Origin of the sequence: Streptomyces anatolicus, from assembly GCF_019400875.1 — a bacterium.
GTDB classification, from domain to species: Bacteria; Actinomycetota; Actinomycetes; order Streptomycetales; family Streptomycetaceae; genus Streptomyces; species Streptomyces anatolicus.
In genome coordinates this window covers 1-19,834 of record NZ_WMBF01000080.1, presented here as the reverse complement: position 1 = coordinate 19,834, position 19,834 = coordinate 1, and the positions used below count along the sequence as shown (strand labels likewise).

The window sequence follows — 19,834 nt, the reverse complement described above, 5'->3', positions numbered from 1 at the left end:
CCCGCAACCCATACGGCGCCGGCCGAAAGGCGGCCCCCGCCCCGCCCCCCTAGGTTCGTTGAAAGGCAGACCTAGGGAGCTCCACGGTGACAGAGACGACCGAGCCCGCCGCGGCCCTGCTGCGGGCGGGGAAGTTCTTCCGGCGCGGCACCACCGCCCCCGACCTGCACAGCGTCGCGCTGACCGGGGGACGGGACGCGGACGCCTTCTACCGGGACCGCTGGAGCCACGACAAGGTCGTGAACTCCACGCACGGCGTGAACTGCACCGGCTCGTGCCGCTGGAAGGTGTACGTCAAGGACGGCATCATCACGTGGGAGACGCAGGCGACGGACTACCCGAGCGTCGGCCCCGACCGCCCCGAGTACGAGCCGCGCGGCTGCCCCCGCGGCGCCGCGTTCTCCTGGTACACGTACTCCCCCACGCGCGTCCGCTACCCGTATCTGCGCGGCGTCCTGGTGGAGATGTACCGCGAGGCGAAGGCCCGGCTGCGCGACCCGGTGCTCGCCTGGGCGGACATCCAGGCCGACCCGGAGCGCCGACGCAGGTACCAACAGGCGCGCGGCAAGGGCGGGTTGGTGCGGGCGAGCTGGGACGAGGCCGTCGAGATCATCGCGGCCGCGCACGTCCACACCATCAAGACGTACGGTCCCGACCGCGTCGCGGGCTTCTCGCCCATCCCCGCGATGTCGATGGTGTCGCACGCGGCGGGCGCCCGTTTCATGGGGCTCATCGGCGCGCCGATGCTCTCCTTCTACGACTGGTACGCGGACCTTCCCGTCGCCTCCCCGCAGGTCTTCGGCGACCAGACGGACGTACCGGAGTCGGGTGACTGGTGGGACGCCGCGTATCTGATGATGTGGGGTTCCAATGTGCCGGTGACGCGGACGCCCGACGCGCACTGGATGGCCGAGGCGCGCTACCGCGGGCAGAAGGTCGTGGTCGTGGCGCCCGACTACGCCGACAACGCCAAGTTCGCCGACGAGTGGCTGCACCCGCACCCCGGCACGGACGGCGCGCTCGCCTTCGCGATGGGGCATGTCGTCCTCAAGGAGTTCTTCGTCGACCGCACGACGGAGTTCTTCACCGACTACGTGCGCAAGTTCACCGATCTGCCCTTCCTGGTGACGCTGACCGAGCGCGACGGCGCGTACGTGCCCGCGAAGTTCCTGCGCGCCACCGATCTGGGCGAGGGCGGTGAGGCCGGTGAGGGCGGCGACTGGAAGACGGCGGTGCTCGACGAGAACACCGGGCGGCCCGCCGTGCCGAACGGCTCGCTCGGCTTCCGCTGGACCGAGTCCGGCAAGGGACGGTGGAATCTGGACCTCGGTGACATCAAGCCGCTGCTGAGTCTGCACGGCTCCCCGGTGGCGGCGGGCGTGGAGGTGCTGCTGCCCCGCTTCGACACCGAGGGCGGCACGCACGGTCAGGGGCGTGGGGAGGTCGTACGCCGAGGGGTCCCCGCCACCCGGCTCGGCGGGCAGGACGGGCCCCTGGTCACCACCGTCTTCGACCTGCTCCTCGCGCAGTACGGCGTCGGGCGCGCGGGGCTGCCCGGCTCCTGGCCCACCTCGTACGAGGACGCCTCGCAGCCCGGCACGCCCGCCTGGCAGGAGGCGCACACGTCCGTGCCTGCCGCCAAGTGCGTGAAGATCGCCAGGGAGTTCGCCGCGACGGCGGAGAAGTCGCGGGGCCGCTGCATGATCCTGATGGGCGCGGGCACCAACCACTGGTTCCACTCCGAGACGATCTACCGCTCCTTCCTCGCCCTGCTCCAGCTGACGGGCTGTCAGGGTCGCAACGGGGGCGGCTGGGCGCACTATGTGGGCCAGGAGAAGTGCCGCCCGGTCACCGGGTGGGCGACGCTGGCCGGTGGCCTCGACTGGAGCAGGCCGCCGCGCCAGATGATCGGGGCCGCCTACTGGTTCCTCAACACCGACCAGTGGCGCTACGACAAGTTCGCCGCTGACGTGCTCGCCTCCCCGCTGGGCGAGGGCCGCTTCGCGGGCATGACCGGCGCTGACTGTCTGGCCCTTTCGGCGCGGACCGGCTGGATGCCGTCGTATCCGACGTTCGACCGCAACCCGCTGGACCTCGCGGAGGCATCGGGCGATCCGGTGGCAGGCGTCGTCGGCGAACTCAAGGCGGGCACGCTCAAGTTCGCCTGCGAGGACCCGGACGCCCCCGAGAACTGGCCGCGCGTCCTGACCCTGTGGCGCGCCAACCTCCTCGGTTCGTCCGCCAAGGGCGCCGAGTACTTCACGAAGCATCTGCTCGGCACGCACTCCTCTCTGCGCGCCGAGGAAGCGGCACCGAACGAGCGCCCCTCGACCGTGACTTGGCGCGACGACGCCCCCGAGGGCAAGCTCGACCTCCTCGTCTCCCTCGACTTCCGGCAGACCTCCTCCACACTGCTCTCTGACGTCGTGCTGCCCGCCGCGACCTGGTACGAGAAGCACGATCTGTCGACCACGGACATGCACCCCTACGTGCACTCCTTCACGCCCGCCGTCGACCCGCCCTGGCAGGCCCGCACCGACTTCGACACGTTCCGTGTGATCGCGGAGCGGCTGAGCGAGCTGGCCGTGGACCACCTCGGCGTGCGCAAGGACATCGTCGCCACCGCCCTCCAGCACGACACGCCGGGCGAGACCGCGCAGCCCGGCGGGGTCGTCCTGGACTGGCGCAAGGGCGAGTGCGAGCCGGTGCCGGGCAGGACGATGCCGAACCTCACGGTCGTGGAGCGCGACTACACCGCGATCGGTGCGAAGTTCGCCGCACTCGGACCGCTGGTGGAGCAGTTGGGACTGCCCGCCAAGGGCATCGCGCTGCACCCGGACCGCGAGGTCGAGGAGCTGAAGGAGCGCAACGGCGTGGTGCTCGGCGGGCCCGCCGACGGCCGCCCCGCCCTGAACACGGCCGTGAAGGCGGCCAACACCATCCTCGCCCTGTCCGGCACGACCAACGGGCGCCTGGCCACCCAGGGCTTCCACACCCTGGAGGCGCGTACCGGCCAGGAGATGGCGCACCTCGCCGCCGAGCACGAGGGCAAGCGCATCACGTACGCCGACACGCAGGCCGCGCCCGTGCCGGTGATCACCTCGCCGGAGTGGAGCGGCAGCGAGTCCGGCGGGCGCCGCTACACGGCGTTCACGCTCAACACCGAGCACCTCAAGCCCTGGCACACCCTCACCGGGCGCCAGCACTTCTTCATCGACCACGACTGGATGCATGAACTGGGCGAGGCGATGCCCGTCTACCGGCCCCCACTGGACATGAACCGCCTCTTCGGCGAGCCGCGGCTCGGCCCGGACGGCGAGAAAGAGGTGACGGTCCGTTACCTGACGCCGCACAACAAGTGGTCGATCCACTCCGAGTACCAGGACAACCTCTTCATGCTGTCGCTCTCGCGCGGCGGCCAGTGCATCTGGATGGCGCCGCAGGACGCGGACGCGATCGGCGTGCGGGACAACGACTGGATCGAGGCGGTCAACCGCAACGGCGTCGTGGTGGCCCGCGCGATCGTCTCGCACCGCATGCCGGCCGGCACGGTCTACATGCACCACGCGCAGGAGCGCACGGTGAACGTCCCAAAGGCGGAGACGACCGGGAAGCGCGGCGGCATCCACAACTCCCTGACCCGGCTGATCCTCAAGCCGTCCCATCTCATCGGCGGTTACGCCCAGTTGTCGTGGGCGTTCAACTACCTGGGGCCGACGGGCAATCAGCGCGACGAGGTGACGGTCATCCGCCGCCGCTCGCAGGATGTGGAGTACTGACATGACCCGTGCCGAAGGCACCATCGGACGCTGTATGGCCCAGATCGCGATGGTGATGAACCTCGACAAGTGCATCGGCTGTCACACCTGTTCCGTCACGTGCAAGCAGGCGTGGACCAACCGCGACGGCATGGAGTACGTCTGGTTCAACAACGTCGAGACCCGGCCCGGCCAGGGCTATCCGCGCCGCTACGAGGACCAGGAGAAGTGGCGCGGTGGCTGGGAGCTGAACAGGCGCGGCGCCCTGAAGCTGAAGAACGGCGGCCGGATCAAGTCGCTCCTTGAGATCTTCTCCAACCCCAAGCTGCCGGAGATCAAGGACTACTACGAGCCCTGGACGTACGAGTACCGGAACCTCACCGACGCCCCTCTCGGCGACGACTATCCGGTGGCCGAGCCGCGCTCCCTGATCTCCGGCAAGCCGATGAAGATCGAGTGGTCGTCGAACTGGGACGACAACCTCGGCGGCACCACCGAGCACGGCCACCTCGACCCGATGGTCGCCAAGACGCGCCAACAGGCGTCCGACAAGGTGAAGTTCGCCTTCGAGCAGACGTTCATGTTCTATCTGCCCCGCATCTGCGAGCACTGCCTCAACCCGTCGTGCGTGGCGTCCTGCCCGTCCGGCGCGATGTACAAGCGCGAGGAGGACGGCATCGTCCTCGTCGACCAGGACCACTGCCGGGGCTGGCGCAAGTGCGTGACCGGCTGCCCGTACAAGAAGGTGTACTTCAACCACCGCACCGGCAAGGCCGAGAAGTGCACGATGTGCTACCCGCGCGTCGAGGTGGGCCTGCCGACCGTCTGCTCGGAGACGTGCGTGGGCCGGCTGCGCTATCTCGGGGTGATCCTGTACGACGCGGACAAGGTGACGGCGGCGGCGAGCGAGCCCGACGAACACAGGTTGTACGAAGCCCAGTTGGACGTGTTCCTCGATCCCGAGGACCCCGAGGTGCGGCGCGCGGCGGAGCGCGACGGCATCTCGTACGACTGGATCGAGGCGGCGCGCCGCTCCCCCGTACACGCGCTGATCAGCAGGTACAAGGTGGCGCTCCCGCTGCATCCGGAGTACCGCACCATGCCGATGGTCTGGTACATCCCGCCGCTCTCCCCGGTGGTGGACGCGCTGACGGAGACCGGGCACGACGGCGAGGACGCGGCCAACCTCTTCGGCGCCATCGACACCCTGCGCATCCCCCTCGAATACCTCGCGGAGATCTTCACCGCCGGGGACGTGGGACCGGTGCGGTCATCGCTGGAGAAGCTGGCGGCGATGCGGGCGCACATGCGGGCCATCAACCTCGGTGACACGCCCGACAGTTCGGTGGCGGGGTCGGTGGGGATGTCGGGGCCCGAGATCGAGGAGATGTACCGGCTGCTGGCCATCGCCAAGTACGAGGACCGGTACGTCATCCCGACCGCCGCCGTCGCGGACGCGCGGCGCCTTGAGGAGTCGGCCCTGCCCGAACTCTCCGACTCGTGCAGCCTCGACTTCGAGGGCGGGCCCGGCATGGGCGGCGACGGGCCCTTCGGCCAGGACTCCGGCCGCAAGCAGCTGCCGCTCGTCACCATCGAGAACTTCCACACGCTCCGCGACCGGCAGACCGCCGACCGGGAGCCGAGCGCCGCCGAGAAGGCGCACGCCGCTGAGGAGGACGACCAGTGACCGGGCACGCCGTGCTCTATCAGGCATCCGCGCTCTGCCTCGGCTACCCCGACGAGGAGTTCCACGAGCGCCTGCCGCTGCTGAAGGCCGCCGCTCCCCCTGAGTTGGACGCCTTCCTGACGTACGCGGCGGCCACCGAACCCCGCGAACTCGCGGCGCACTATGTGCGGGTATTCGACTTCAAGAACCGGCACAGCCTGTATCTGAGCTGGTGGCGGGAGGGCGACACGCGGCGGCGCGGCATGGCGCTCGTCCGCTTCAAGGAGGTCTACCGCGCGCACGGTCTGGAGTTCAGCGGCGAGGAGCTGCCGGACTTCCTGCCGGCGGTCCTGGAGTTCTCGGCGCACGCGGGCCCGGTGCTCCTTGAGGAGCACCGCAGCGGCCTTGAGCTGCTGCGGCTCGCCCTTGGTGACTTCGGCACGCCGTACGCGACCGTGCTCGACGCGGTGTGCGCGTCCCTGCCGGGCCCCTCGCCCAAGGACCGCGCCGAGGCGCTCGCGCTCGCCCGCTCGGGGCCGCCGCGCGAGGACGTCGGCCTCGAACCCTTCGCACTCATCGGGGAGCACTGATGAAAACGCTGCTGTGGGGCGCCCTTCCCTACATCGCCTTCGTGCTGCTCGTCGCGGGCACGATCTGGCGCTACCGCTACGACAAGTTCGGCTGGACGACCCGCTCGTCACAGGTCTACGAGTCCAAGCTCCTCAACATCGCCTCGCCGATGTTCCACTACGGCATCCTCTTCGTGCTCGTCGGCCATCTGGTCGGCCTGTTCCTGCCCGAGTCGTGGACGGAGAAGGCGGGCGTCAGCGAGCACACGTACCACCTGTTCTCGCTGTACGGCGGCACGGCGGCCGGGGTCCTGCTCGTGCTCGGCATCCTGCTGCTGCTCTACCGGCGCCGGACCAACACGCCGGTGTTCCGCGCGACGACCGCCAACGACAAACTGATGTACCTGGTGCTGTTCGCGGCGATCGTGCTCGGCATGGTCGCCAAACTGACGCACGCGTCCGGCGACGGCTACAACTACCGCGACTCCATCGCCCCTTGGGCGCGCAGCCTGTTCACGCTCCGGCCCGACATCGACCGGATGACGGGAGTGCCGGTGCTGTACGAGATCCACGCGGTGGTCGGCATGGTCCTGTTCGCCCTGGTCCCGTTCACCCGTCTGATCCACATGTTCAGCGCGCCGCTCCAGTACCTCTTCCGGCCGTACGTGGTCTACCGCGCCCGGGATCCCGAGCGGGTGGGCGCACGGCCGGAGAGGCGCGGCTGGGAGCGGACGGGGTCTTAAGCCGTCCTGCCCTGGCCGCCCTTGTCCTGACCCTCCTTGCCCTCGCCGCCCTTGCCCTTGTCGTCCTCGTCCACGATCTCGGCGTCCACCACGCCCTCTTCCGCGGCGGCACCGCTGGAACCGGTCTCCTCCTGGGCGCCCCCGCCCGAGGCCTCGTACATCGCCTGGCCCATCTTCTGGCTGACCGTCGCCAGCTTCTCGGCGCCGGTGCGCAGGGCGGCGGTGTCGTCGGCGCGGTTCTTGAGGAGGTCCTTCAGCTCGGCGGCGGCCGCCTCGACCTCGTCCTTGGTCCCCGCGGGGATCTTGTCGCCGTTCTCCCGCAGGAAGCGCTCCGTCTGGTAGACGAGCTGCTCGGCCTGGTTGCGGGTCTCCGCGGCCTCGCGCCGCTTGCGGTCCTCCTCCGCGTGCTGTTCGGCCTCGCGGACCATGCGGTTGATGTCGTCCTTGGGCAGCGCGGAGCCGCCGGTCACCGTCATGCGCTGCTCGCGTCCGGTGGCCTCGTCCTTGGCCGAGACGTGCATGATTCCGTTGGCGTCGATGTCGAAGGTGACCTCGATCTTCGGGACGCCGCGCGGGGCGGGCGGCAGTCCGGTCAGGTCGAAGACGCCGAGCTTCTTGTTGTACGCGGCGATCTCCCGCTCGCCCTGGAAGACCTGGATGCCGACCGAGGGCTGGTTGTCCTCGGCGGTGGAGAAGGTCTCCGAACGCCTGGTGGGAATCGTGGTGTTGCGCTCGATGAGCTTGGTCATGATGCCGCCCTTGGTCTCGATGCCGAGGGAGAGCGGCGTCACGTCGAGAAGCAGTACGTCCTTCACGTCACCGCGGATCACACCGGCCTGCAGGGCCGCGCCGAGCGCCACCACCTCGTCGGGGTTGACGCCCTTGTGCGGGTCCTTGCCGGTGAGTTCCCGCACCAGCTCGGTGACGGCGGGCATGCGGGTGGAGCCGCCGACCAGGATCACGTGGTCGATGGAGGAGAGCTTGACGCCCGCGTCCTTGACGGCCTGGTGGAAGGGTTCCTTGCAGCGGTCGAGCAAGTCGGCGGTCAGTTCCTGGAACTGAGCGCGCGTCAACTTCTCGGCGAGGTGCAGGGGGCCCTCCGCGGAGGCGGTGATGTAGGGGAGGTTGATGTCCGTCTCGCTGGAGGAGGACAGCTCGATCTTCGCCTTCTCGGCGCCCTCGCGCAGGCGCTGGAGCGCCATCTTGTCCTTGCCGAGGTCGATGCCGTGCCCGTTCTTGAACTGCCGTACCAGGTACTCGACGATCCGCTGGTCCCAGTCGTCGCCGCCCAGCTGGGTGTCGCCGTTGGTGGCCTTCACCTCGATGACGCCCTCGCCCATCTCCAGGAGCGAGACGTCGAAGGTGCCGCCGCCCAGGTCGAAGACGAGGACGGTCTGGTCGTCGCCCTTGTCCAGGCCGTACGCGAGGGCGGCCGCCGTCGGTTCGTTGATGATGCGCAGGACGTTGAGCCCCGCGATCTCGCCGGCCTCCTTGGTGGCCTGGCGCTGCGTGTCGTCGAAGTACGCGGGGACGGTGACCACCGCGTCGGTGACGTCCTCGCCCAGGTAGGACTCGGCGTCGCGCTTGAGCTTCTGCAGGACGCGCGCGGAGAGTTCCTGCGCGGTGTAGCGGGTGCCGTCGACGGAGCCGTCCTCCGGGAAGCGCCAGCCGCCGTCGCCCATGTGGCGTTTGACGGAGCGGGCGGTGCGCTCCACGTTCGTGACCGCCTGCCGCTTGGCGACCTCGCCCACCAGGACGTCGCCGCTCTTCGCGAAGGCGACGACCGACGGGGTGGTGCGGGCGCCCTCCGCGTTGGCGACGACGGTCGGCTCACCGCCCTCCAGCACGGCCACCACTGAGTTCGTCGTACCGAGATCGATCCCGACCGCACGTGCCATGGTCCAGTCCCTTCCGCCGCGAGCCCTGTGTCCCCCGAATCCGTGTCTACTCCGCTCTCCATCACAAAACTTGAGCGGCGCATTGTCAATCCCCGGACGCGACGATGCCGCCACCCCGGGCGGGGCGGCGGCATCTTGGACGGGCGCCGTCGGCGGGCGCCGCGCGTCAGGCCAGCTTGGCCGTGAGCGTGATGGTCGTACCCGTCAGCGCCTGGCTCACCGGGCAGTTGGCCTTGGCGTCCTCGGCGGCCGAGGTGAAGCCCGCCTCGTCGAGGCCCGGCACGGTGCCCTCGACGGTGAGGTGGATACCGGTGATGCCGGTGCCGGGCTGGAAGGTGACGTCGGCCGAGGTGACGAGCCGCTCGGGCGGGGTGCCCGCGCCGGTCAGCCCGTGCGAGAGGGCCATGGAGAAGCAGCTGGAGTGCGCGGCGGCGATCAGCTCCTCCGGGCTGGTCTTGCCGTTCGCCTGCTCGGCGCGGGCGGGCCAGGAGACGGCCTGCTCGCCGATGCCGGAGGAGTCGAAGGTGACGGTGCCCGAGCCCTCCGTCAGAGAGCCTTCCCAGACCGTGTGCGCGGAGCGCGTGGTTGCCACGATGCAGTTCCCTTCAGTGCGGTTCCGTGATCGGAACTTCCGTGGCCACCATCCGATCACACTCGGGAGGCGGCTGAAAGCGCCTCCCGACGGCGACCCGTCACGGCTTACGTGTCACTCGCCGCCCGCGGTACCGGCCGGGCCGCCCATGCCCATACCCATTCCGCCCATCATTCCGCCCATCAGCTCCTCGAGGTCCAGCTCGGTGGCGCCCGCGGGGGCGGTGGGCTTGGTGCCCTCGGTCATCCGGATGACCAGGCCGAGCTTCTTCACCTTGGTGTTCTCGGTGAGCTTGGCGAGGTCGATGCGGACCTCCTTCAGCTCCTCGTTCTTCAGCGTGATGTCCGCCCTGACCTTCGCGTTCGGGGCGTCCTTCAGCTCCTTGGCCGTCGGCAGCTCCGTGCCGGGGGGCAGCTTCTTCGACAGCGGGCGCAGCTCGTCGACCAGTTCGGTGACCAGGGTGCGGAAGGGAGCGGTGGCGGTGATGCGCTCGGTCCCGTCCTCGCCCCCGGCCGTCTTCAGCTTGACCTCACGGCCGACGGCCTCACGCATGGCCTTCACGAGCTTCTTCTGCGTGGCGGCGTCGAGGGTGGGCTCCGGGGAGGGCTCGGACCCCGGCCCGTCATCACCCTCGGCGGCGAGGCGCTCGATCTCCTTCATGTCGACCTTCACCCATTCGCCCTCGAGGACCTTCTTGAGGGCGCCGGCCTCCGGGGGGAGGTCCGCCGCGGTCGGCACGGGGGTGCCCATGGCCTTGCCGACCTTGGCCATGTCGCTGCGGAAGTACACCTGGTCGCCGATGACCCGGTACTCGGCCAGCTTCCCGTCCCGGCCGCTGATCTTCATGGCCATGCGGTCGAAGTCCTTCTCACCGGACTCGCCGAACGGCTTCCTCGACTGCACGGTGACGCTGATCTTCGCGTCGCTGAGCAGGCGCGCGGCCTCGTCGGGCATCTCCTCGCCGGGCTCCGAGCCCGAGGAGTCGTCCAGGGCCTTGAGCGAGGCGGCGTCGGTGTCCAGGGAGAACTCATAGGAGAGCGACTTCTCCTTGTTCATGTTCTCGAAGGCCTCGTCGAGCTTCTGGCCGGCGGACAGCTGCTCCACGGTGCCGCAGGCGGCCGTGCCGGCGAGGACCGCGCCGACGACTGCGGTGGCGGTCAGAGTCTTGCGTATGGCGGTGATGATGGTCTCCTAGTGAGTGTGTTCGGTCGGTAGACCCACACCGCCCGCAAATGGTTGCGCTGTTCCTGACAGGACCGGCGCCCTAGGAGCGGTCGGCGCTCGCGCAGCCGTCGCCCCTCGTGCCGTCGCCCGTGTCGATCGGCTTGCTGCGGTCGTACGGGTCGACTCGGCGGTCCTCGTCGGCCGACTGCCCGCCGTCCTTGCCGAAGGGCGGCTCGAAGTAGCCGGTGGGGCCGGAGCAGCCGCCGTTGGTCATGTCGAGCGTGTAGGAGACGAGGGACATCGTGCCCGGTTCGGTGATGACCTTCGCCGGGTCGTCCCAGCTCATCACCACTTCGCGCCGCACGATCGTACGGACGACCTCGGCGTCTTGGCCGCCTTCGCCCGCCGAGGTGACCGGGTACACGAAGGTGACGTCCGCCGTCACCTCGACCGCCGCCCGCTCCCCCTCCCGGTAGGTGAGCCGGCCGCGCGTCTTGACCACGTCGCCGACGAGCCGGGCCTGCTCCGGCCGGAAGCGGCTGAACAGCAGCAGCGGGTCGGCCTTCTCCGTGGGCTCCGCCGACGACAGGGCGGTGCGGAGGTACGCCTTGACGTCCTTCTGGTGCGGGTTCAGCAGCGCGATCGCCTTCGTGGGCCGCTCGCCGCGCAGCACGCGGGGGTCGAGCCCGGCGGCCGCCAGGAAGTCCCGGCTCTTCCGCAGTGCCCGCTCGACCTGGGCGGTGTCCATCCAGCCGGTCGCCCTGGCCGGCGGTACCGTGATCCCCGCCGCTCCGTCGGCCCAGCGGGCGGCGGGCGACCCCCGGAAGGGCTCGGCGAGGGTGGGGCGCAGACCGCTCCCGGCGCCGGGCGCCTCCCGCGGCCTGCCGGACTCAGCGGCCAACGGCTTCCCGTCCTGCCCGCCCTCGTCACCGCCGAACAAACCGGCGAGCTGCTGCGGGAAGAGCCCCACGACCAGGAGGGCCAAGGCCGCCACCAGCCCCATCACATACCAGCCTGTCCTGCGCCGGGGACGGGCCGGCGAGTACGTGCGCCAGCCCTCCGGCCGCCCGGGACGCTCCCGCAGCCGCCGCTCCACCTCACGGGCGCGCGCCGACGGCTCCACAGGGGCCCCGGCCGCACCCGTCACCGACTCGCGGAGGAACCGCTCCCACTCCTCGTCGGATACGGACGACCCGTCCTGCCCGCCAACCCCGCTCACACCGCACTCCCGTTCCCGTTCGACTACTCGATGCCCGAAGCTCCGCGAACTGGGGCATGCGTGAGTGTAGGTAGTGACGATCAACAGTTCGAACGAAGCATGACGGAAGCAGGCAGCTGCTCGTCCTCACTGGGAGCGGTCGTACGTCACTGGGAGCGGTCGTACGTCAGCTTGCCCGCGCCATCCCTGTCGGCGCGCCGAAGCTTGTCCTCGCCCACCAGGGTCAGCGTCGACGATTTCCCGGGCACGCACGCCGAGCGCGGTTTCCCCGAGACCACCGCCGAACTGCCCAGCCGGACGGCGCCAGATGTGACGGAGTCCAGTCGCGCCTCAAACACACAGCGGTATTTGGGGCCACCCTTTCTCGGTCCGACCGCCGTCAGGGTCATCACCTTGTCGTCCACGTATCCCTGCCGGATCACCATCGTCCGGGCGTGGGAGCCGTCGCTATTCTCGAGCGAGCTCTTCCAGGTACCGAGGTACTTCTCCGGCAGCACACCCGTCGGCCCGTGGGCCGGGGGCTGCTCCTCCACGCGCGAGCCCTCGTGGTGGACGTAGGCGCCGAAGGCGACGGCCACGACGGCGGCGGCCGTGGCCAAGACGAGTCCACGGCGCGACCGTTCCCTGGCCGGAGGCCTCTCGGGCGCGCCGAGGGTCACCAACGGGGACAGCGCGGACAGCGGGCTGCCGCCCGCACTCTCCGCTGCCGCCCTCTGCGCCGGCACCTCGGCTCTCGCGTCTGCGGGCAGGCGGTGCGCACGGACGCCGATGGTCGCGGCGGCAGCCCTGCGCGTCAGCGTGAGACCTCGCGCGAGGGGCAGGGCGCGAGCGTGGCTCGGGCGCCGGTCGACTCCGATCGTCGCCGCGGCAGCGCGACGGAGCAGTGTGGGCCGGGTCATTCGGCGCCCCTCGGGCCCGCGGCCGGCCGCCGGGAGGCAGACTGCTCGATCGGCGGCCCGGTCGTCGGTGGCTGAGCGTCCTGCGGCTGGGGGGCCTGCGGTGCGTTGGGGTCGCCGATGAAGACCCCCGCCAGCCGGGTGTGCTTGAGCTGAACGAGGATCAAGGGTGCCGATGCCCCGACGGCGAACGTCGCGAAGCCACCGTCGATCTGCCCCCAGGCCTCCATGAGCAGGGCCACTCCGGCCCCCATGACCATGTGCACCACGGCTGCGATGCTCTGGCCCGCGACGTCGTAGTACGCACCGAAGGCGGGCGGCGGCACCTCGGCCTCGGGCTGCTCGGAGAGCCGGAACTCCTGCCGCCGTAGGAGCCATTCGGACATGCAGTCGTATGCGTGCACGACTCCGCGCACCGCTCCGCCTGCCGCCCCGATCAGAAGCAGACTCGCGGTGTCCACGTGCCCCCAGTCCGTGCGGAGAGACTTAGACGGTCGACAAAAGGCTACGGACCTCCTCATCACAAGAGAAGAGGAGCACCGCAACCAGGTCCGACGGACGGTGCGCAGGGGGCCTGTTGGAGCATGTGGGGATGAGCGCACACCACACGTCCGGCCCGCCGAGCGCGATCCGGCTCACCCAGTTCACCTCCGCTGACCTGGCCGAGATCCTGGGCGAAGGCAACGACCCCTTCGGCGTCGCGGAGACCGGCCTGGCCTGGCTGCCCAAGGATGAGCACTTCGCCGTACGTCACGAGGACCGGTTCGTGGCACACGCGGGACTGCGCCGCCTTCCGCTGACGGTCGGCGGGACCGGTATGGAAGTCGTCGGCGTCGGCAGCGTGGCCGTCGCCCCCGACGTACGCGGCCGGGGCCTGGCACGGTCGGTCGTCGCGGCGGCCCTCTCCCACGCCCGCACCCTGGGCCCGCGTCACGCCCTGCTCTTCTGCCGCCCACCGCTCGTCGCGCTGTACGAGAGGCTCGGCTGGCGTCCGGTCGACGAGGACCCCTCCGTAGAGGTCCTGGTCGAGCAGCCCGGCGACCGCGTGGTGACCATGCCGCTGCGGACGATGGTGACGCCGCTGCACGAGGACGCCCAGTGGCCCGCCGGGCCGGTGCGGCTGTGGTCGCTGCCCATGTGAGGGGCGGAGCCGGCTCAACCCGGCCGGAGAGCCAATGAAGAGTCAATACGGATGGGTGATTGCCTCCTGCGCACCTTCCTCGTTGGGCATTCGCTGATCTTGTCCGGCGAATGAGCCGCGACGAGACAGCGTGGATCTCCGGAGCGATCCGCTTCGGCGCGAGAAGAGGAGAACTTTGTGCGTCGCATGAGCATTGCCCTGACCCTGGCCGTGGCAGCCGGCGGGCTCAGCCTGTCGGCGGTGACCGCCCAGGCCGCCCCCGGTGCCCCGGTTCAGGGACCTCCGTTCCCGTACGCGGACTGCCTCAAGGCGACCGCGGACAAGGGGGAGAGCCGGGCGCAGGGGAAGTGGCACTGTGACCAGCTGGTCAAGAAGGGATGGGTCAAGCCGCCGAAGCGCTGACCGCCCTTTCGGGGGCCGCCCGCGCGGTGGCCCCCGGCCCCCACTGCCGGGGCCCCGGGATGAGAACGGGCCGCGCGGGGGCCGGCGGACGCCGGGGAGGTGTTCGAGCCGGGCGCGCAGGTGCGGGGCGGGCGATACGAACACGTTGTGTGCGCGGCCTGACCGAAGAGGCCCGTGAGGTGCGGGAACGGGCCCGTGGCGCGGGCCCTATGGCCGGAATCCCAACTGGGCAAGGCGCGTCCGCGGTGACACTTTGAGGCCTTCTCGCGCACGACAGCGAAGAGTCCTCTCAGGGGGTTTGGCCATGCGCATCAACTACTCGGACCGCGGTCCGTCCCCGCTGGAACCGGAGAAGCCCGGAGCGGCGGGTGAGCGGGACTCGACCTTCGGCTGGTGGGGTGCCTTCAGCATCCAGAAGTTCGTCAACCAGTCGCCGCTCTACCACACCCACGCCGACGCCACCGGCTGGCTGGACTACCTCCAGCAGTTCTACGACCGCAACTTCTGGTTCGCCGACGGCGGCGCCCAGGTGTGGGCGTACGAGGAGACGTACGACAACTGGCAGGACCGCTACGGCATGGACGCCGTCTGCGCCGTCTACCACTCGGGCCACGGCGGCATGGACAACAACGGCGTGTTCTTCGCGCCGCTCGGCGCCGCCTGGGACGGCCGCAGCGACGCCGTCTCCAACCGGATGGCGCTCGGCAACGAGAAGGCGAACTACGTCTTCTGGTCGACCTGTGACTCGCTGAAGGTCACCGGCGGGCACTCGCCCATCCGCACCTGGGCCGGGCCCAACATCGGCTTCCGCATGATCTTCGGGTTCGAGACCGTCAGCGTCGACAGCCCGGACTACGGCAAGAAGTTCTGGGAGAAGTGGCGGGCCCAGCAGACGTACTGCGAGGCCTGGCTGAACGCCAGCTGGGACATCCACCAAGGCCAGGCACCGTCGGTCGCCGCGACCGGCGCCACCCAGGCCGAGGCCGTCAACCGCCTCAACACCGAGCGGAACTTCTACCGCGAGCACGTGCCGGACAACTGGTACGCCTGGCGCTGGTACCACGCCCGCGAGGGCGTCAGGCAGCCGCTCACCCAGCTCCCGGCACAGCAGCAGATCGTGCGGCTGGCGCCCCGCGAGGCGAGCGCGGAACTCGCCGGGCTCGGGGAGCTGGCCGACTTCCCGTCGGCGGCGCTGCAGGAGATCCAGGTCGAGCGGCAGGGCGTGCTCAGCGCGACCTCCGGCGACCGCGTCATCTCCACCGACTCGCGCGGCGTCAGCTGGGTCCGCCTCGCCACGCCCAACCACCGCAACACCCAGCAGCTGCCCACCGACCGCGCCATCGAGGCGGCGCGCCCGTTCGCCGAGCGGTACGCGCACGGTGCCGAACTGGTCGTCGACAGCGTGCACGACCTGATGCAGAACTCCGGGACGAAGGACGGCTCCGAGATCGGTCACCCGGTCTCCCTGGAGACGCACGTGACGTTCCGGCAGGTCTTCGACGGCGTGCCCGTCATCACCCCGGACCAGGGTCTGATCCGCGTCGGTCTCGACAACGACGGCACGGTCGTCCAGTCGCAGATCGCCACCCGGCAGCCCTCGGGCGTCACGCGCGAGCCGAGCACGCACATCTCGCCGCCCGAGCCGCGGAGCGGGAAGTCCACGGCCGCCCCCGAGGGCCGCGACCCGCGCAAGGCGCTCGACGCGGCACAGCGGACCCTGCTCGCCCACCTGACGGCGGTCACGGCCGGTGAGGAGCGGGGCGCGGCGGCGGAGCAGGAGATCCAGGTCCAGGACGTGCCCGACAGCTTCCAGGTCGGTTACGAGCTGGAGGGCGACGAGGCCTACCCCGCGGCCCGCAAGCTGATCGAGATCGGCTCGCGGGACAGCATGTTCAGGACGCGGCGCTGGGTCGTCGCGCCGCTGGCGAGGTAGCGCGCCCCCGGCGTCACGGACCCCGGTCAGGCGTGCGAGGTGGCGGCCCGCTGCTTGCGGGCCGCCATCCACGCGTACACGAGCACCCCGACGAAGAGGAACAGCACTCCCTGGTAGACGGCCGCGTACCCGGACCCGGCGACCAGCCACATGGAGAACGCGAACGCGGCGCCCGCGAGGACCGCGTCCCGCACCAGGCGCCCGCGGTGGACGCGCTCGCCCTGGCCGGAGACGAGGAAGTAGATCTGCGCGGCGGTGGCGAGCAGATAGGGCACGGTCGCGGTGAACGTGGTGATCAGGACCAGGGACTCGAAGACGCCGCCGGAGCCCGCCGTGTAGTTGTAGACGGTGAGCAGCGAGGCGAGGACGACGGTGACGAGGACGCCGACGGTCGGCACGCCCCGCTTCTTCCTGCCGAACGCGCTCGGGAAGAGCCCGTCCTTGGCGGCCGCGTACGGCGTCTGGGCGCTCAGCAGCGTCCAGCCGTTGAGGGCGCCGACCATCGAGACGAGCGCGGCGACGGCGACCGCGGTGCCGCCCCAGGAGCCGCCGAACATGGCGTTGACGGCGTCGGAGAACGGCGCGGTGGAGCCGACGAGCTTGTCGTGCGCGACGGTCCCGAACACGGCGAGCGTGCCGAGCAGATAGACGAGCGCGGCGCCGAGGGTGCCGAGGATGGTGGCGCGCCCGACGTTGCGGCGCGGGTCGCGGACCTCGCCCGCGCTGACGGCCGCGGACTCCACGCCCAGGTAGGAGAAGAGCAGGATCGCGGCGGAAGCGGAGACGGCGCCGACCGGGCTGTCGTCGCTCGCCTGGAAGGGCCCGAGGTTGGCGCTGTCGAAGAAGAATAGGCCGCCGACGGCGACGAGCAGCAGCGGCAGGAACTTCAGTACGGTGGCGACGAGCTGGACCGCGCCGACGTACCGGGTGCCCGCGAAGTTCGCGAGGGCGGGCAGGAGTTGCAGGGTGAGGGCGGCGAGGCAGGCGGTCCACTTGTGCTCGTCGACCGGTATGAGCACGTCCAGATAGCCCACGGCGGCCACGGCGAGGGCGGCGTTGGAGACCCAGGTGGTGATCCAGTACGACCAGGCGGCGAGGAACCCCGCGAAGTCACCGAAGGCCTCGCGCGCGTAGACGTACGGTCCGCCGGTGCGCGGGTCGCGCTCGGCGAGGCGCCCGAAGACGAGCGCCAGGGCTATCGCCCCCGCGGTCAGGACGCCGAAGGCGACGAGGCTGATGGTGCCGAACGGGGCGACGGAGGCCGGGAGCAGGAAGATGCCGCCGCCGATGATGTTGCCCATCACGAGACACGTGGCGACGGGAAGGCCGAAGGTCCGGGCGTGCTTGCTCGGAGCCTGTCGCTCGCTCGGCGCCTGCTTGCTCGGTGCCTGCGTCGGTACCCCGTGTCCGGGGGCCGGAGCCGACTGCGGTGCGGTTCCGGTGTCGTGCATGGGGTGGTGCGCCTCTCGTCGTGCCAGGTGCCCGGGATCGCCGAGCGGAAGCCATGGTCGGGCACGGCGGGCGCTGCTCAAAATCAGCGTGTTTTGTCCTGCGGAGCCTGGTCGACGACCGCAAAAGCTGTGCCGCCGGGGCCTCCGGACAGCGGATCGTTCACCGGAACGATCGCCTCCGCGACCTCCGCGACGCGTACGTCCTCGCTGGTCACGTCCGCGCCCGGCACCGGAACGGGCACCGGGACCTGCGGCCCCAGGGCCTCGCCGAGCCACCGCCGCAGCACCCGGTGGACCGCTTCGGCACCGACAAGCTCCTCCCCCTCCCCCACCGGGGCGGAGAGCACGAGCGGGGAGAGGAGGAAGGGGCGGGCCTGCGCGCCGCCGAGCCCGCCGTGCGAGCCGATCTGCTCCTCAAAGGCGAGTACCTCGCCCTCCTCGGAGTCGTACCAGGAGTTGACCATGATGTCGGCGGCGTGCGGGAAGCCGTCGGTGCGCCGCACGGCGTCCGCGGCGCCGGGCCCGAACTCCGCGAGCGGCCCGAGATCCACCGGTTCCTCGTCCAGATACACCTCGGCGCCGCGCGCCCCGAGCACCAGCGGACCGCGTTCCGCACTGCGTACGAGGAGGAAGCCGACGCCCGGATGGTTGGCGAGGGTCGGCAGCAGTGCCGGGTGGCGGCGGTCGATCTCCTCACGGGTCATGCGGTGCGGTACGTCCGGGAAGGAGATGAGCCCGAGGTTGCCGGAGGCGAGCACGATCGGCTCCGCGCGCCGGGCCGGGCGGCGTTCACCGGTGCCTTCCTCGACCGGGCGGCGCAGCGCGGCCCGCACGGCGGCCCTGGCCTCGGCGCCGCTGTGCGTACGCTGCGCCCGGCGCGGCACGGGAAGTCCGCAGCCGGCCTTCACGAGGTCGCCGAGGGTCAGGCCGTAGCGGGCGCGGAAGGTCTCGCCGGGGCTCTGCCCGTGGTCGGAGAGGAGCACGATGCGATAGGCGCGGGGCGCGTGCTCGGCGACCTGGGCGAGCAGGGCGAGCGAGCGGTCGAGGCGCCTGAGCACCTTCTCCCCGTCGCCGCCGGCCGGCCCGGAGTGGTGCGCCACCTCGTCGTACGCGACCAGGTCGGCGTAGACGGCGCTGCGCCCGGCGAGCATGTCACCGATGACTGCGGCGACCACGACGTCGCGCTCCACGACGGTCGCGAAGGCGCGGATGAAGGGGTAGAGCCCGCCGCGGCTCACCCTCGGGCGGCGCCGCTCGACGCGGGCGCGGGTGGACTCGCCGATCTCCCTGAAGACCTCGGCGACGAAGGAGAGGGCGGTGCGGACGGCGTTGGCGGGGTCGGAGAAGTAGGCGAAGTACCCGGCGCGGGAGCGGTTCTTCTTGCCTCTGCGGGCGGCCATGGAGAGCACGAGCGCGAGCTGCTCGGCGCCGCCGCTGAAGAGGTTGCCGCGGCTGGCGCCGTCGATGGCGAGCAGGCCGCCGTCGCCGGTGCGGCGGATGGCGCGGCGCTGCAGTTCGACGGCGGAGGCGGGCCGGTTGCTGACCATGACCTCGCCGGTGTCCTTCTCGTACCACCGGAAGGCGGGGACGTCGTGGTTGGAGCCGTGCAGGATGCCGAGCTGGCTGGCGCCGGTCTGGCTGGACCAGTCGGTGCGCCAGGGGGTGAGGCGGTGTGTGGGGGCGGCGGCTCCTGGGACGGCCCCTCTCGCCCCTCTCGGTTCTGGAGTGGGGTGCTGTCCCAGCCAGCGGGCGACGGTGGGCATCAGGCCCTTGGCGACGGCGGCCTCCAGGACGTCGTGGCCGACGCCGTCGAGCTGGATGAAGACGGTGCCGGGGGCGATGGGCCCCGGCCGGCCCTGGTCGGCGTGCCGTCTGCGTCGGTCGGCGAGACGGTACAGGCGCCGCCGGTAGGCGTCGTCGTCGCGCACGGCGAGGGCGCCGCCGGTGGCCGAGGCGACGGCGGACATCACGGCGGCCACGACGACGGCGGTCTCCGCGCCGGCCTCGCCCCTGTCCTCCGGGATGAGGCTCAGGGCGAGCAGCAGGAGCGAGCCGTTGAGGAAGAAGGCGAGCAGGCCGAGTACGAGGGCGGGTACGAGCAGCAGGGCGCGGACCAGCAGGGGCCACACCAGTGCGGAGAGCAGACCGAAGGCGCCGGCGCCGAGGGCGGCGGTGGTCGCGATGCGGGTGGCGCTGTCGCCGTCTTCGGACTGGAGCTTGAAGTCGGGCAGGAGCCCGGCGAGTACGAGCATCGTCAGTGTGCTGACGGCCCATACCGCCACTACGCGCCACAGCGCGCTGCCGACTCTGCGCCATCGCACTCGCCCCACGCTCTGCCCTTTCGCGTTTCCCCCCGAACCGGGCACCAGCGTGTCACAACTCCCAGCCCCGCCCCCTGGCAC

15 protein-coding genes are annotated in these 19,834 nt (G+C 70.9%); 7 read left to right on the top strand and 8 right to left on the bottom strand.

Going from position 1 to position 19,834, the window contains the following annotated elements; translation table 11 throughout:
• Window positions 1–86: 86 nt before the first annotated feature.
• From GKQ77_RS10735 to narI, 4 genes are read left to right on the top strand one after another with little or no spacing between them, the layout of a single operon-like run.
• Window positions 87–3,779, top strand: a complete 3,693-nt coding sequence (locus GKQ77_RS10735) for a nitrate reductase subunit alpha (protein WP_219688490.1) — start codon at window positions 87–89, stop codon at window positions 3,777–3,779.
• A gap of 1 nt (window position 3,780) precedes the next feature.
• On the top strand, window positions 3,781–5,445 hold the full coding sequence (narH, locus tag GKQ77_RS10730) for a nitrate reductase subunit beta (RefSeq protein WP_258021132.1): 1,665 nt from the start codon (window positions 3,781–3,783) through the stop codon (window positions 5,443–5,445).
• Window positions 5,442–6,014, top strand: coding sequence for a nitrate reductase molybdenum cofactor assembly chaperone (gene narJ / locus GKQ77_RS10725; RefSeq protein ID WP_219688489.1), 573 nt, complete (start codon window positions 5,442–5,444; stop codon window positions 6,012–6,014). The genes narH and narJ overlap by 4 nt, the downstream gene beginning before the upstream one ends.
• Window positions 6,014–6,736: a respiratory nitrate reductase subunit gamma gene (gene narI / locus GKQ77_RS10720; RefSeq protein ID WP_219688488.1), complete on the top strand. Its 723-nt coding sequence runs from the start codon at window positions 6,014–6,016 to the stop codon at window positions 6,734–6,736. The genes narJ and narI overlap by 1 nt, the downstream gene beginning before the upstream one ends.
• On the opposite strand, the gene dnaK is transcribed toward narI, so the two are convergent.
• The 6 genes from dnaK to GKQ77_RS10690 all read right to left on the bottom strand — a co-directional run bounded on the left by dnaK (window position 6,733) and on the right by GKQ77_RS10690 (window position 12,966).
• Window positions 6,733–8,634: a molecular chaperone DnaK gene (gene dnaK, locus GKQ77_RS10715; protein ID WP_219688487.1), complete on the bottom strand. Its 1,902-nt coding sequence runs from the start codon at window positions 8,632–8,634 to the stop codon at window positions 6,733–6,735. The genes narI and dnaK overlap by 4 nt on opposite strands.
• 166 nt (window positions 8,635–8,800) lie before the next feature.
• Window positions 8,801–9,226, bottom strand: coding sequence for an OsmC family protein (locus GKQ77_RS10710; RefSeq protein WP_219688486.1), 426 nt, complete (start codon window positions 9,224–9,226; stop codon window positions 8,801–8,803).
• Window positions 9,227–9,340: 114 nt separating this feature from the next.
• On the bottom strand, window positions 9,341–10,330 hold the full coding sequence (locus GKQ77_RS10705) for a hypothetical protein (protein WP_219688485.1): 990 nt from the start codon (window positions 10,328–10,330) through the stop codon (window positions 9,341–9,343).
• 160 nt (window positions 10,331–10,490) lie between these two features.
• Complete coding sequence (locus GKQ77_RS10700; RefSeq protein ID WP_219688484.1) at window positions 10,491–11,609, bottom strand: hypothetical protein; 1,119 nt, start codon at window positions 11,607–11,609, stop codon at window positions 10,491–10,493.
• Window positions 11,610–11,755: 146 nt separating this feature from the next.
• Entirely contained in the window at window positions 11,756–12,508 is a 753-nt protein-coding gene (locus GKQ77_RS10695) for a hypothetical protein (RefSeq protein ID WP_219688483.1), read from the bottom strand.
• Window positions 12,505–12,966, bottom strand: coding sequence for a hypothetical protein (locus GKQ77_RS10690; protein ID WP_219688482.1), 462 nt, complete (start codon window positions 12,964–12,966; stop codon window positions 12,505–12,507). Before GKQ77_RS10690 ends, GKQ77_RS10695 begins: the two co-directional genes overlap by 4 nt.
• Window positions 12,967–13,097: 131 nt before the next feature.
• On the opposite strand from GKQ77_RS10690, the gene GKQ77_RS10685 reads away from it, so the two are divergent.
• The 3 genes from GKQ77_RS10685 to GKQ77_RS10675 all read left to right on the top strand — a co-directional run bounded on the left by GKQ77_RS10685 (window position 13,098) and on the right by GKQ77_RS10675 (window position 15,981).
• A complete protein-coding gene (locus GKQ77_RS10685; RefSeq protein ID WP_219688481.1) occupies window positions 13,098–13,646 on the top strand; it encodes a GNAT family N-acetyltransferase in 549 nt (182 codons plus the stop codon).
• A gap of 186 nt (window positions 13,647–13,832) precedes the next feature.
• The gene (locus tag GKQ77_RS10680) at window positions 13,833–14,048 is read left to right on the top strand and encodes a hypothetical protein (RefSeq protein WP_219688480.1); all 216 of its coding nucleotides are present in this window, start codon (window positions 13,833–13,835) and stop codon (window positions 14,046–14,048) included.
• A 304-nt stretch (window positions 14,049–14,352) separates the two neighbouring features.
• On the top strand, window positions 14,353–15,981 hold the full coding sequence (locus GKQ77_RS10675) for a DUF6345 domain-containing protein (protein ID WP_219688479.1): 1,629 nt from the start codon (window positions 14,353–14,355) through the stop codon (window positions 15,979–15,981).
• A 26-nt stretch (window positions 15,982–16,007) separates the two neighbouring features.
• Here GKQ77_RS10675 and GKQ77_RS10670 read toward each other — a convergent pair whose 3' ends face one another.
• Window positions 16,008–17,432, bottom strand: coding sequence for an amino acid permease (locus GKQ77_RS10670; protein WP_219688478.1), 1,425 nt, complete (start codon window positions 17,430–17,432; stop codon window positions 16,008–16,010).
• A gap of 83 nt (window positions 17,433–17,515) precedes the next feature.
• Window positions 17,516–19,762: a phage holin family protein gene (locus GKQ77_RS10665; RefSeq protein ID WP_219688477.1), complete on the bottom strand. Its 2,247-nt coding sequence runs from the start codon at window positions 19,760–19,762 to the stop codon at window positions 17,516–17,518.
• Window positions 19,763–19,834 lie beyond the last annotated feature (72 nt).

Coding starts and splice junctions, on each gene's coding strand:
- GKQ77_RS10685 (WP_219688481.1), top strand. CDS start 13,098: ATGAGCGCACACCACACGTCCGGCCCGCCGAGCGCGATCCGGCTCACC.
- narI (WP_219688488.1), top strand. CDS start 6,014: ATGAAAACGCTGCTGTGGGGCGCCCTTCCCTACATCGCCTTCGTGCTG.
- dnaK (WP_219688487.1), bottom strand. CDS start 8,634: ATGGCACGTGCGGTCGGGATCGATCTCGGTACGACGAACTCAGTGGTG.
- narH (WP_258021132.1), top strand. CDS start 3,781: ATGACCCGTGCCGAAGGCACCATCGGACGCTGTATGGCCCAGATCGCG.
- GKQ77_RS10670 (WP_219688478.1), bottom strand. CDS start 17,432: ATGCACGACACCGGAACCGCACCGCAGTCGGCTCCGGCCCCCGGACAC.
- GKQ77_RS10675 (WP_219688479.1), top strand. CDS start 14,353: ATGCGCATCAACTACTCGGACCGCGGTCCGTCCCCGCTGGAACCGGAG.
- GKQ77_RS10695 (WP_219688483.1), bottom strand. CDS start 12,508: ATGACCCGGCCCACACTGCTCCGTCGCGCTGCCGCGGCGACGATCGGA.
- GKQ77_RS10680 (WP_219688480.1), top strand. CDS start 13,833: ATGAGCATTGCCCTGACCCTGGCCGTGGCAGCCGGCGGGCTCAGCCTG.